This window comes from Methylobacterium oryzihabitans, assembly GCF_004004555.2.
Taxonomy (GTDB): Bacteria; Pseudomonadota; Alphaproteobacteria; order Rhizobiales; family Beijerinckiaceae; genus Methylobacterium; species Methylobacterium oryzihabitans.
In genome coordinates, this window is the sequence record NZ_SACP01000024.1 from 78,161 (window position 1) to 90,290 (window position 12,130).

A 12,130-nucleotide genomic window follows, 5' to 3' on the forward strand; every position below is an offset into this window, starting at 1 on the left:
CCTGTGCGCGGGGTTCTGGCGGAGGAGTTGGGCGAAAAACCGGCCGAGGTCGGCCGGTCAGCGCGTCGGCTCTGGATCCGGGCGGGACATCCACCGGATCAGCGGCATCAGCGGAAAGATCCAGGCGATCCCGAGCACGGCGTAGAGCACCGACTGGACCAGGGGCGGGGTCTCGGCGATGCGGCTGTCGGCGAGCGCCATCGCCAGCGGCGCGTAGACGAACACGAAGGCGATCATCACGATCGTCCCGATCAGCGAGCGGGTGCGGCGGCGCATGGGTCGTCCCGGGTCAGGCGGCGGACCCGCGGTCCGCCCGGCATGCGCTCCATCTCGGCAAAAGCCGCCGACCCCGCAAGAGGCTGCGGCCCCTCGGGCGCGGCGATGCCAGGATGTCGCGAGGGAGTCGGCGCGCGCCCCAGGGACGAACGCGCGCCTCAGGCGACGAGTTCGGGCGCTTCGGCGATCTCCGGCGCGGCGCGGCGGAACAGGGCGGAGCAGCGCGATTCGCGGTGGACGCTGAGGATCGAGGCGCGGTCGATGTCGGGGTTCTCGGCCAGGATGCGGCGCACGTCCTCGACGAGGTGGCCGTAGCGCACGGCGTCGTAGCCCATCTCTAGCGGGCTCACGGCGATGTAGGCCTCGACCACCAGGACCTTCTCGGACCGCTCGCGGCCGACTTCCGCGGCGATCCAGGCGGACTTCACCAGACGGTTGGCGGTGACCATGGCGTACCTCCAGACGACGGGCCGCTCTGCGGCGGCCTGATCGCGCCAGAGTGCGGCACGTCGCCCCGGAAGCCAAGAACCCTGGATCATGCCCCGCATTCGATCCGTGCACGGATCCCCAGCCCGCGCGGCGCTGGAGCGAGGCGAGGATCGTATCACGCGGCCCGCCGGCAACTTCTCGGGCTCCGGCCGGTTGATGGCGACACCGCCGCTCGGCGGCGCGAGGAGGCGCAAGCATGTCGGGGCCAGAGCCGGAAAAGCGGCCGGACGGGTTCGATCCCTACGGTGACCGCAACGACCGGGACGTGCGGCGGCTGACGCCCGACGCGGCGGCGAAGGACGCGGCCGTGCCGCCCCCGCCCGAGGGACCCGCCCGCGAGGCGGTCGAGCGCGCCACCGCCGCGCTCGGGCAGGACGAGGGAGACGAGACATGACGCGCAAGCCCGACGACGACGTCGGCACCCGCGGCGGTCCCGCCGCCGGCGACGGCCACCAGACCGCCCAGCAGGCGGCCATCACCCGCCAGGGCGAGGGTGGGCGCGACGACAGGGAGCGCAACCCCGAATGGGCGCAGGCCGGCGGCGAGAAGGGCCGGCCTCCGGTCTCGGTCGGCGGCAGTTCCGGCGGACATTCCGATCAGGTCGCAGCCCAGGGCCCGAACGAGGGCCGCAAGGTCGCCGACGGCGGGTCCCGGACCGAGCGCACCGGCGGCAAGGTGGACTGGTAGGTCCGGCGCCGCGGCGACGGACCGCGCGCGGGAGAATCTGGTACGGCAGGAAGCACGAGAGGGCAGGGCATCGATGGACGAGCGCAAGCGCGCCGAGACGGCGAAGGACGACACGATCACGGCCGAGGATCTCAAGGGCGTCAGCGCCGTGCCGCAGGACGGCGACGGCAAGGGCGGCAAGGGGTCCGGCGCCGACGCCACCGACCGGCAGGGCGACGAGGTCGACCCCGGCACCGGCTGAGCCGGCATCGGCCGGGCGGTTTCGCGATCGCCCGCGGCGCGATACTGCTCCCGGCGCACGGGCTCCCCGTGCCGGGATCGCGGGGGGCGCCATGGAGACGGCCGAGCGGGTGCGGGCGGGGCAGGGCCCGCGATGACGACGCCCGCCCTGATGATCCAGGGGACCGGCTCCGACGTCGGCAAGTCGCTGATCGTCGCCGGCCTCGCCCGCGCCTTCGCCCGCCGCGGCCTGCGGGTGCGGCCGTTCAAGCCGCAGAACATGTCGAACAACGCCGCGGTCACGCCCGACGGCGGCGAGATCGGCCGGGCGCAGGCGCTCCAGGCCCGGGCGGCCTTCGCGGCGCCGAGCGTCCACATGAATCCGGTCCTGCTCAAGCCGCAGAGCGAGACCGGCTCGCAGGTCGTGGTCCAGGGCCGGATGGCCGGAACCGCGCGGGCGCGGGAATACCAGGCGTGGAAGCCGCGCCTGCTCGGCGCCGTCCTCGACAGCTTCGCGCATCTCTGCGCCGAGGCCGACCTCGTCCTGGTCGAGGGGGCCGGGTCGGCCTCGGAGGTCAACCTGCGGCCCGGCGACATCGCCAACATGGGCTTCGCCCGCGCCAGCGGCACGCCGGTGGTGCTCCTCGGCGACATCGACCGCGGCGGGGTGATCGCGAGCCTCGTCGGCACCCGTGCGGTGATCGACCCGGACGATGCCGCGCTGGTGCGCGGCTTCCTCGTCAACCGCTTCCGCGGCGACCCGGCGCTGTTCTCCGACGGAATGGCCCTGATCGCCGCCCGCACCGGCTGGCCGGCCCTCGGCCTCGTGCCGCACTATCCCGAGGCGGCCCGGCTGCCGGCCGAGGACGTGCTCGGCCTGCGCGGCAGCGAGCGCCCCGGCGCTCGGGTGGTCGCGGTGCCGGTCCTGCCGCGCATCGCCAATTTCGACGATCTCGACCCGCTGCGGGCCGAGCCCGGGGTCAGCGTGGTGCTGGTCGAGCCGGGCCGGCCGATCCCGGCCGAGGCCGACCTCGTCCTGCTGCCGGGATCGAAGACCACGATCCCGGACCTCGTCGTCCTGCGCGAGCAGGGCTGGGACATCGACCTCAAGGCGCATCGCCGCCGCGGCGGGCGGATCCTCGGCCTGTGCGGCGGCTACCAGATGCTCGGCACGCACCTGTCGGACCCGCACGGGATCGAGGGCGGGCCGCGGGAGATCGCCGGCCTCGGCCTGCTCGACGTCGCCACCGTGATGACGCCGGACAAGCGCCTCGTCGCGGTCACCGGGACCAGCCTGCCCGAGGGCACGCCGTTCGCCGGCTACGAGATGCATCTCGGCACGACCGCCGGGCCGGACGCCGCCCGGCCGCTCCTGCGCCTCGCCGACGGCCGCCCGGACGGGGCGGTCTCGGCGGACGGCCTCGTCTGCGGCACCTACGTCCACGGCCTGTTCGCCGACGACCGCCAGCGCGCGCTGTGGCTCGGCCGCCTCGGCGCCCCGGTCTCGGGCGCCTCCTACGAGGCGGAGATCGACCGGGTCCTCGATGGGCTGGCCGGTCACCTCGAAGCCCACGTCGACTGCGACCGGCTGCTCGCCATCGCGCGGGCCGGACGCCCTTGACGGCTTCGCCGCGATCCCCGGGGATCGCGGCCGGCCGCCGGTCAGGCCGCCCGCACGGTCGCCAGGAACCGGTCGACTTCCGTCGAGAGGTGTTCGGAGTGGCGCGAGAGTTCGGACGCCGCGCCCAGAACCTGGCTCGCCGCCGCTCCGGTCTCCTCGGCCGCGCCGGCCACGCCGGCGATGTTGCTCGTGACCTCGCCGGTGCCCGTCGCCGCCTGGGCGACGTTGCGCACGATCTCCTGGGTCGCCGCGCCCTGCTGCTCCACCGCCGCCGCGATCGAGGCCGACACCTCGCTGATCTCGCGGATCCGCGCACCGATCCCGTCGATGGCGCCCACCGCCTGCCCGGTCGCCCCCTGGATCTGGGCGATCTGGCCGGCGATCTCCTCGGTCGCCCTGGCCGTCTGGTTCGCCAGTTCCTTGACCTCGGCGGCGACGACCGCGAAGCCTCGTCCCGCCTCGCCGGCGCGCGCCGCCTCGATGGTGGCGTTCAAGGCCAGGAGGTTGGTCTGGCTCGCGATGGTCGAGATCATCGCCACCACGTCGCCGACCCGGGTGGCGGCGCTGCTGAGGGCCTGGACCAGTTGCGCGGTCGTCTCGGCCTCGGTGACGGCCACCTGGGCGAGGCCGGCCGACCCGGAGACCTGACGGCCGATCTCGGCCACCGAGGCGCCGAGTTCCTCGGCCGCCGCCGCCACGGTGCCGACGTTGGAGGCCGCCTGCTCGGCCGCCGCCGCGACGGTCGTGGACTGCGCCGCGGTCTCGCCGGCGGTGGCGGTCATCTGCCGGGCCGTCGCCTGCAGCTCGGTCGCCGCGGCCGACACCTGCCCGACGATGCCGCCGACCGCTCCCTCGAAGACGTCGGCCATCCGGTGCATGCCGATCCTGCGCTGTTCCTCGGCCGAGGCCCGGGCGAGGGCGGTCTCCTCCTCCAGGGCCCGGGTGCGGATCAGGTTGTCCTTGAACACCTGGACGGCCCCGGCCATCGCGCCGATCTCGTCGCGGCGCCGGGCGTACGGGATGGGAAATGCGGTGTCGCCGCCGGCGAGCCGCGCCATCGCCTGCGTCATCCGGTCGATCGGCCGCACGACGCCGGCGAAGGAGAACGCCATCGCGCCGATCGCGATGGCGGCGGCGACGCACAGCATCAGCGAGGTGTTGCGGATCGCCGAGGACTGCTCGGACCGGATCTCGCCTTCGACGGACTGGCTCGCCGACAGGTTGACCTCGACGAGGGCCCGGGCGGCATCAGACACGGCCAGATAATTCCTGCTCATGTCGCCGAGGAGAAAATCCATCGCCTTGTCGCGCTCGCCCGGCGGGAACGCGCGAAGCTCGCGCCAGTTCGCCCGGAGCACGTCGAGCCCGCTCAGCAGGGAATCGTAGACCTTCTGTTCCTCAGCCGACGAGACCAGTGTCTTGTAGCCCGTAACCTTGGCATCCCGCTCGCGTATCAGATCCTCGACCTTCGCGATGCTGTCGATCCGGACGGCCTCGCTCTTGGCCGTCATGTAACGGAACTGCCACAGACGCGTGCGCGCGACGAGCTGGTTGATCGCATGGGCCTCGTTCATCGACGGGATGCTGTTGTCGAGAAGGACCGAGGTCCTGTCGCCGATCGCGTCGAGCCGGGAGATCGCCATCCAGCCCTGGATCACCGTCACCGACAGGAGGGCGGCGAACATCGCCATCAGGAGCTTCCTGACGGTCATCGTAAACATTTTCATGGCTTGCCCCCATCCTGGAACGAAGCCATACGACGAAGTGTCTTCCCTTTCGTAAATGGACCGCGCTGCTTCAGAGCCTATTTGAGCGATGGTCCATCGTATTTATCGCGCGAAGCACCCCTTTCCCGGACGACTGAAGCGATAGCGGAAGGAGATCCGGGATCCAGACGTCAGATGTGCCGCGAAGCGGCTCCGTGTGCCGGCACTGTCGCTGCATATGGACGCTTCGCGACTTCTTGTGCTGGATCCCGGATCTCCTTCCACTGCGTTCCAGTCGTCCGGGAAAGGGGGAGCTTGTTCTTTAGATCGAGAGTCAAACAGGCTCTCAATCGGCCGACGTGAACACGTCGTCGCCGATGAAGAGCATGTCGCGGTCGGGCTCGGGCGGGTCCTTCTGCGAGCCCCAGGCGAAGAACAGGCGTCGGCTGCGCCCGTCGGCGCCGGTCAGCGTCAGGGTGTGGCGGTCGAGGGCGTAGCGGCCGCCCTCGGGCGCGCGGCGGCGGCTGACCGAACTGCCGACGCCGGTGCCGGCGCCGGAATTGATCGCCCCGACCGAGCCGCCGCGGCCGTAGCTGCCGTCCGGCCGGAAGTCGTAGCGGCTCTCGACCGCGACCGCCACGTCGCCGCCCATGGCGCTGTTGCCGCCGCCCGACAGCCGCCGGTAGGCGCGCCCGACGCTCTCGCCGGCGGATGCCGGGAAGGCGGGGAAGAAGCTGCCGTCCCCGGGCTTGTAGTCGTTGGCGTTGCCGCGGGAATCGGTGAGCACGAAGCTCTCGCCCGCCTTGCGCCAGCGGCCGAAGCGGCGCGGCCGGGCGGCCCGCTCGGCGGCGAGGTCGACATCCTCCAGCGCGGTGTCGCCGATCTCGTAGTAGGTGCCGTCGCGCAGCACGATCAGAGGCTCGAAGTCGACGATCATCAGGCCGCCGACGCCGAAGCCGGTGGTCGAGCGGAAATACACCCCCTCGACTCCGGCCCAGTTCGCCGCGTGCGCCGGCGGCGCCGAGGCGTCGGCGGCGACCGGGGCGGGCGTGGGTCCCGGACGGGCGTCGGCCGACGGCGGCGGGCGGCGGGACGGGCGGCGGTCGGGATCTCCCCTGGCGCCGTCCTTGGGCACCAGCCCGTCGTCGGTCAGCGCCAGCGAGCGCAGCCGGGCTGCCGGGATGAACTCGTTCGACAGGGTGGCGAGGAAGCGCGGCAGCACCCCGAGCTGCCTGGCCGCCTGCCAGCCGGCGTGATGGAGCACCGCCCGCAGCTTGACCTGCTCGGCGAAGGCGGCGCGCGCGGCGGGCTGCGACAGCGGAGGGCGCTCGGCCATCGGCACGACGAAGCGGCGGCGCACCGCCGCGAGGGCGGCCGCGCTCGGCTCGGCGGTGGCATCGTTGGCCACCATCCATTGCAGCACGATGAACGCGGTGAGCACGTCGCCGGCATCGTCCTCGCGCAGGGGCGTGCCGGCGAGGAAGCCGCGGAAGACCGCGTCGTAATCGTGACGGGCGAGTTCCCGCGCGGTCTCGGCCGCCCCGATCGGGTTGGTGGCGCGCAGGGCCTGCACCTCGCGGGCGACGGTGGCGGCGCGCAGTTGCTGCGACGTGGCGAAGGGCAGGGCGGGGCTGCCGTCCTGGGCGAGGGCCGGCGCCGCGGCCAGCATCGCGGCGAGCAGCAGGCCGGCGCGGCGGCGCGCGAATCGCGTCATGGCTCGTGTCTCCCTTCCGGTGCCCGGTTCGTCCGGCCCGGCCCGCAGCCTCACGGCCGGCGCCGGTAGACGCCGCGGAACGTGACGTTGACGCCGCCGCAGGCGAGGTTGTCGTCCACGACGAGCCAGGGGCCGAGGCGCCGCAGCCAGACCTTGCAATCGGCGGGATCGCCCTTCTCGACCGGCAGGGTCTCGCTCTCGCCCATCGCGAAGCTCGCGGAATCGCCCGCGGGCGCGACCGTGCCGGCGATCTCGCCGATATGGACCCCGCCGCGCGCCACGCGATCCGGGTCGCCGCCGCCCCAGGTGGCGCCGCCCTCGACCGACACGGTGCCGGGCCGCCCGCCCGGAATCACCCGGATCTGCGCCTCGGCCCGGGTCCAAGTACCGAGCCAAGTGCCGAGCCAGCCCTCGGGCGCGACGGCGGGCGCGGTCTCGACCGCCACCGCGTCGGCCGGGAGCCATCCGGTGCGGCCCATATCGTCCTTGTCGCCCTGATAGGTCGCGCAGATCCAGGCCCCGCGCCGCTCGCCGAGGATCACCCCGTCGCCGGGCACCAGATAGGCCCGCTCGCGGCAGGCCGGGTCCGGCCCGGGACAGCCCGCCCGGGCGAGACCGTCCTTGACGAAGGCGGTGCGGCCGGGCGCGGCGATCCGGCCGAAGGCGAGGGCCGGCCCGGCGGAGAGCGAGGGCGTGCGCCGGCACTCGTTGCGGGCATCATTCTCCTGCGCGCCCGCCGGGCCGGCGAGGAGGGCGAGCAGCAGCGGCGCCGGCCACCGGCGGAGGGCATGACGGGGACGGATCACGGGATTATCCTGGTGGGAATGAGGCGGCGGGCGGTCAGGCGGTGGATGGTGGCGGCGCTCGTGGCGGTCGGCGCGGCGGCGGGCTGGCACCGGCTGCGCGACGCGATCGCGCGGGATGGCTGCCTCGACGCCGGCGGAGCCAGGCACGGGGGCGAGTGCCGCCGCTGACGGCGTCCGACCATCCGCCGGCGCCCTACGGCAGGTAGAGGCCGCGGCCGCACCGGCGCACCCGCCGCGGCTCGACGTAGCCGGTGGCGCGGTTGAACACCTCGACCGTGCGGTAGAGGCAGTACCGGCCCGAGTTGCGGCCGTCGTAGTACACGCCGCCATTGTCGAGATCGACGCCGATGAACTCCTGGTTGCCGCGCGGCGCCTCCTCGGCCCGGGCCGGGTGGGCGGCGAAGGCGGCGGCGAGTGCGAGCGCGAGAATCGTCGTCCGGTTCATGATGGTCTCCCTGGTCCGGCGGGGGATCGCCCGCCCTCGACAGGGGCATGGGCGGGGCAGAACCGGTTTCGCGGACGGGCCGCGAATGTTTTTGCGGAGCGTCACCGGCGCCGGAAGTGCGCTCGAGGCCGGCCTCGGCGGCTCCCGCACGGCGCGATGCGGGCAGCCTGTCGTCATCGTGTCATCGTCGCGAGTATAGCCGCGAACGGACGGTGGTAAAGCATCGTTCGGCAGGGTTGGCAAGTCGGCGCCGGTCGGGTTAATCTTGCGTGCATGACGTGGAACGCGCCCGTTCGCCATCTCACCTTTGCGATCACCCTTCGACCGGGCGCCGTCGACCATCCGGGATCCTGTTCGATGGGCCGCCCGCCGGGCGGTCCTGCCTTGGGGTGACGGGCGCGGGCATCAGGAGCGAGCGCATGGCGAAGGCCGGACGGACGCGGGCGGAGGACGAAGCGCGGCAGCGCCCCCCGGCGGAGGTGATCCACGCCGAGGAACTGGCGCGCCTGCGGGCCGAGGATTCCGCGCCGCGCCCGCCCGGCTGGCAGCTCTCGCTCCAGGCGGTGCGACGCTTCATCTGCGGCGACCCTGCCGGCGCGGCCAAGGTGGTGTGCGCCCCGGCGCTGGTCGAGCGCGCGATGGTGACGCTCGCCACCTCCCGCGCCCTCCTGCTCGTCGGCGAGCCGGGCACCGCCAAGAGCCTGCTGTCCGAGCTGCTCGCCGCCGCGATCAGCGGCAGCTCGACCCTCACCATCCAGGGCGGCGCCTCGCTGACCGAGGACCAGATCCGCTATGGCTGGAACTACGCGCTCCTCGTCGCCGAGGGCCCGAGCGAGCGCGCCCTGGTGCCGGGCGCCCTCCACCGCGGGATGCGCGAGGGCCGCCTCGTGCGCTTCGAGGAGATCACCCGCTGCCCGCTGGAGGTGCAGGACAGCCTGCTCTCGGTCCTGTCCGACCGGGTGATGGCGGTGCCGGAACTCTCCGGCGAGGCCGGCATGGTCTATGCCCGCGAGGGCTTCAACCTCATCGCCACCGCCAACACCCGCGACCGCGGCGTCAACGAGATGTCGGCGGCGCTCAAGCGCCGGTTCGGCTTCGAGACGGTGTTTCCGATCGCCGACCCGGCGGCGGAACGCGAACTGGTGCGCCGGGAGGCGACGGCGCTGCTCGCCCGCTCCGGCGTGCCGCGCGCGCCCGACCCGGACGTGCTCGACCTCCTGGTCACCTGCTTTCGCGAGTTGCGCGAGGCGGTGGACGACGAGGGGACCGGGCTCGAGAAGCTGTCGGCGGTGATGAGCACGGCGGAGGCGGTCAGCGTCGCCCACGCCATCGGCGTCAAGGCGCATTTCCTGCGCGGCGATGCCGGGCGGCCCGAGGACATCGTCGCCTGCCTCGCCGGCACCGCCGCCAAGGACGATCCCGAGGATCTGGCGCGGCTGCGGCGCTACCTCGACCAGCGCGCCGGCCGCCGCAAGGGCGAGGCGTGGCGCGAGCTGCACGCCGCGCGCCACCTGCTCACCCCGCAATGAGCGGATCCGACACCGGCGCCCTCGCGGTCGTCGGGGTGCGCCACCATTCGCCGGCCTGCGCCCGTCTGGTGCGCCGCACGATCGCGGCGCTGCGCCCGGCCTTCGTGCTGGTCGAGGGGCCGGCGGACTACAACCCGTTCCTCGCCGATCTCGCCCTCGACCACGCCCTGCCGGTGGCGATCTTCTCGTTCCGCGCCGACGACCGCGGCAGCTCGGCCTCGTACTCGCCGTTCTGCGCCTTCTCGCCGGAATGGGCGGCGCTGGTCGCCGGCCGCGAGGTCGGGGCCGGGACGCTGTTCTGCGACCTGCCGGCCTGGGACCCGGCCTTCGGCCAGCGCCGCAACCGCTACGCCGACCCGCACGGCGCCCGCGCGGCGGTGGCCGAGCGGGCGCTCGCCGCGGCGCTGGGCGCCGAGGACCAGGACGCCCTGTGGGACGCCCTCGCGGAGGCCGCGCCGGAGGACGAGCTGCCGGCCCGGCTCGACCGCTATTTCGCGCTCCTGCGCCCGCCCGGCACCGACGACCCGGCCGAGGCGGCGCGCGAGCGCTTCATGGCGGCCCATGCCGCGTGGGCCCTGCGCGAGGCCGGCGGCCGGCCGGTGGTGCTGGTCTGCGGCGGCTGGCACGCCGAGGCGATCCGGCGCTACGCCGCGCAGGCCGACGGCACCCGGCCCGCGCCGGCGCCGGCCGAGGAGGGGACCCGCACCGGCAGCTACGTGGTGCCGTACTCCTATGCCCGCCTCGACCGCTTCTCGGGCTACGGCGCCGGCATGCCCTCGCCGGGCTATTACGAGCGCGTCGCCGCGGACGGGCTCGGGCCGGCGGCGGACTGGGCCGCGGGGGCGATCGCGGCCGCCCTGCGCGAGGCCGGGCAGGTGGTCTCGACCGCCGACCGCATCGCCTGGGCGGCCCATGCCGGCGCGCTGGCGCGGCTGCGGGCGCATCCGGCGGTGCTGCGCGCCGACCTCATCGACGGCGCGCTCGCCTGCCTCGTCAAGGACGCCCTCGACGCGGCCCCGGCCTGGGCGGCGGGCACCGGCGCCCCGGGCCATCCGGCGCTCGCCGCGATGTTGCGGGCGCTGACCGGCACCCGCGAGGGCCGGCTCGCCCCCGGCACCCGCCGGCCGCCGCTCGCCGCCGACGTCGAGGAGCGCCTGCGCGCGGCCGGCCTCGAGCCGGGCCCGACCCGCCGCCACATCGCCCTCGACTGGGCCGAGGCGGCCGACCGGGCGCGGGCGCACCTGCTGCACCGGCTCGTCATCCTGGGCCTGCCGGGCATCGCCCGCGAGGAGGGGCCGGACCTCGCCGAGCCGGGCCTGCCGCGGGAGGGCTTTTCGGTCCTGCGCCACCCGCACTGGCCCGGCGCGCTGATCGAGGCGTCGCAATGGGGCGGCACGCTGGAGATGGCGGCGGGCGCCCGCCTCGCCACCCGGATCGAGGCCGAGCCGGATTCGCTCCCCGTCCTCGCCGGCGCCCTGTCGCAGGCGCTGTTCGCCGGGCTGCCGATCGACGGCGACCTGCTGGCGCGGCTGCGCGCCGGCCTCGCCGCCGCGCACGACCCCGCCGCCCTCGGGGCGGCCGGGCGCCGGATCGTGCGGCTGCACCGCTTCGGCGGGGCGTTCGGGGACGCGGCCGGTGCCGCCCTGGCAAGGCTCGGCCTCGTTCTCGCCGAGCGCGCCCTGGTCCTGATCGAACTGGTCGCCGATCCCCGCGCCGGGCTCGGCACCGTCGACCTGCTGCTCGCCTGCCGCGACCTGTTTCGCGATTGTCCCGACCTCGCCGGCCTCGGCCCCCTGCGGGCGCCGTTCGTGGCGATGCTGCGCCGCCGCCTCGCCGACCCCGGCGCGCCGCCGGCCCTGGCCGGGGCGGCCCTCGGCTTCCTGGTCGCCTGCGAGGCGGCCGCGGGGGCCGACGATGCGGTGCGCCGCCTGCGCCGCTTCGGCCGGCCCGACAGCCTCGGCGATTTCCTGGCTGGCCTGTTCGCGCTCGCCCGCGAGGAGATCGCCGGCGACGCGACGCTCGCCGCCGTCGAGGATCTCGTCGGCGCCTGGGACGACGACGACTTCCTGCGGGCGCTGCCCTCCCTGCGCATGGCGTTCGGCTGGTTCCCGCCGCGGGAGCGCGAGCGGATCGCCGTGGCGATCCTGCGCCGGTCCGGCGCCGGCGAGGCCCGGGCCGAGGCCGAGGCCCTGGCCTGGATGCGCCAGCGCGCGCGTCCCCTCGATCAGGCCGCCGCCCTCGCCCACGAGGCGCGGGTCGCCGCCCGCCTCACCCGCTACGGCTTGACCTGAGCCGGCTCGACAGGATGTCTCATGCCCGGAGGAAACTGCATGCAGCGTTACGAGCTGACGGCGGGATCGTCGTCCAAGTTCTGGGAAGCCGGAATCCGTGGCAACGTTCTCACCGTCCGGTTCGGCCGGATCGGAACCCAGGGGCAGTCCAAGGACAAGACCTTCGCCGCCCCCGCCGCGGCGCAGGCGGAACTGGACCGGCTGGTGCGGGAGAAGACCGGGAAGGGCTACCTCCCGGCGGACGGTGCCGCCGCCTCCGCGCCGCCCCGCCGCGAGGATCCGCCCGCTGCCCCGGTCCCGGACAGGGCCGAGCCCGCCGCAGTCGCCGCGCCAGCGGCGGGCGAGGC

Annotated in this window: 14 protein-coding genes; 8 read left to right on the plus strand and 6 right to left on the minus strand. The window is 74.6% G+C overall.

Going from position 1 to position 12,130, the window contains the following annotated elements; translation table 11 throughout:
- Positions 1 to 57: 57 nt before the first annotated feature.
- On the minus strand, positions 58 to 276 hold the full coding sequence (locus EOE48_RS21045) for a DUF2842 domain-containing protein (protein ID WP_127732828.1): 219 nt from the start codon (positions 274 to 276) through the stop codon (positions 58 to 60).
- A gap of 158 nt (positions 277 to 434) precedes the next feature.
- The gene (locus EOE48_RS21050) at positions 435 to 725 is read right to left on the minus strand and encodes a hypothetical protein (protein ID WP_127732831.1); all 291 of its coding nucleotides are present in this window, start codon (positions 723 to 725) and stop codon (positions 435 to 437) included.
- Positions 726 to 961: 236 nt separating this feature from the next.
- Here EOE48_RS21050 and EOE48_RS21055 point away from each other — a divergent pair, with 236 nt between their 5' ends.
- From EOE48_RS21055 to EOE48_RS21065, 4 genes are all read left to right on the plus strand, one after another.
- Positions 962 to 1,159: a hypothetical protein gene (locus tag EOE48_RS21055; protein ID WP_127732833.1), complete on the plus strand. Its 198-nt coding sequence runs from the start codon at positions 962 to 964 to the stop codon at positions 1,157 to 1,159.
- A complete protein-coding gene (locus EOE48_RS21060; RefSeq protein ID WP_127732835.1) occupies positions 1,156 to 1,452 on the plus strand; it encodes a hypothetical protein in 297 nt (98 codons plus the stop codon). The genes EOE48_RS21055 and EOE48_RS21060 overlap by 4 nt, the downstream gene beginning before the upstream one ends.
- A gap of 73 nt (positions 1,453 to 1,525) precedes the next feature.
- Entirely contained in the window at positions 1,526 to 1,693 is a 168-nt protein-coding gene (locus EOE48_RS29310) for a hypothetical protein (protein ID WP_187371498.1), read from the plus strand.
- A 132-nt stretch (positions 1,694 to 1,825) separates the two neighbouring features.
- Positions 1,826 to 3,292, plus strand: a complete 1,467-nt coding sequence (locus EOE48_RS21065) for a cobyric acid synthase (protein WP_246154653.1) — start codon at positions 1,826 to 1,828, stop codon at positions 3,290 to 3,292.
- 41 nt (positions 3,293 to 3,333) lie between these two features.
- Here the strand turns inward: EOE48_RS21065 and EOE48_RS21070 are convergent, their stop codons facing one another.
- From EOE48_RS21070 to EOE48_RS21080, 3 genes are all read right to left on the minus strand, one after another.
- Positions 3,334 to 5,019 carry a methyl-accepting chemotaxis protein gene (locus EOE48_RS21070; protein ID WP_246154654.1) on the minus strand — a complete coding sequence of 562 codons (1,686 nt, stop codon included), beginning with the start codon at positions 5,017 to 5,019 and terminating at the stop codon, positions 3,334 to 3,336.
- A 325-nt stretch (positions 5,020 to 5,344) separates the two neighbouring features.
- Positions 5,345 to 6,712: a hypothetical protein gene (locus tag EOE48_RS21075; protein WP_246154655.1), complete on the minus strand. Its 1,368-nt coding sequence runs from the start codon at positions 6,710 to 6,712 to the stop codon at positions 5,345 to 5,347.
- A gap of 50 nt (positions 6,713 to 6,762) precedes the next feature.
- Positions 6,763 to 7,518: a hypothetical protein gene (locus EOE48_RS21080; protein WP_246154656.1), complete on the minus strand. Its 756-nt coding sequence runs from the start codon at positions 7,516 to 7,518 to the stop codon at positions 6,763 to 6,765.
- Between the two features lie 45 nt (positions 7,519 to 7,563).
- On the opposite strand from EOE48_RS21080, the gene EOE48_RS30280 reads away from it, so the two are divergent.
- On the plus strand, positions 7,564 to 7,686 hold the full coding sequence (locus EOE48_RS30280) for a hypothetical protein (protein ID WP_281292790.1): 123 nt from the start codon (positions 7,564 to 7,566) through the stop codon (positions 7,684 to 7,686).
- A 25-nt stretch (positions 7,687 to 7,711) separates the two neighbouring features.
- Here EOE48_RS30280 and EOE48_RS21085 read toward each other — a convergent pair whose 3' ends face one another.
- Positions 7,712 to 7,963 (minus strand): hypothetical protein, encoded by a 252-nt coding sequence (locus EOE48_RS21085; RefSeq protein ID WP_127732837.1) that lies wholly within the window; start codon positions 7,961 to 7,963, stop codon positions 7,712 to 7,714.
- Between the two features lie 419 nt (positions 7,964 to 8,382).
- Here EOE48_RS21085 and EOE48_RS21090 point away from each other — a divergent pair, with 419 nt between their 5' ends.
- From EOE48_RS21090 to EOE48_RS21100, 3 genes are all read left to right on the plus strand, one after another.
- Positions 8,383 to 9,492 (plus strand): ATP-binding protein, encoded by a 1,110-nt coding sequence (locus tag EOE48_RS21090; RefSeq protein WP_127732839.1) that lies wholly within the window; start codon positions 8,383 to 8,385, stop codon positions 9,490 to 9,492.
- On the plus strand, positions 9,489 to 11,783 hold the full coding sequence (locus tag EOE48_RS21095; protein ID WP_127732841.1) for a DUF5682 family protein: 2,295 nt from the start codon (positions 9,489 to 9,491) through the stop codon (positions 11,781 to 11,783). The genes EOE48_RS21090 and EOE48_RS21095 overlap by 4 nt, the downstream gene beginning before the upstream one ends.
- Positions 11,784 to 11,822: 39 nt before the next feature.
- Positions 11,823 to 12,130 (plus strand): WGR domain-containing protein (locus tag EOE48_RS21100; protein ID WP_127732843.1); only part of this gene is annotated, 308 nt, incomplete at its 3' end.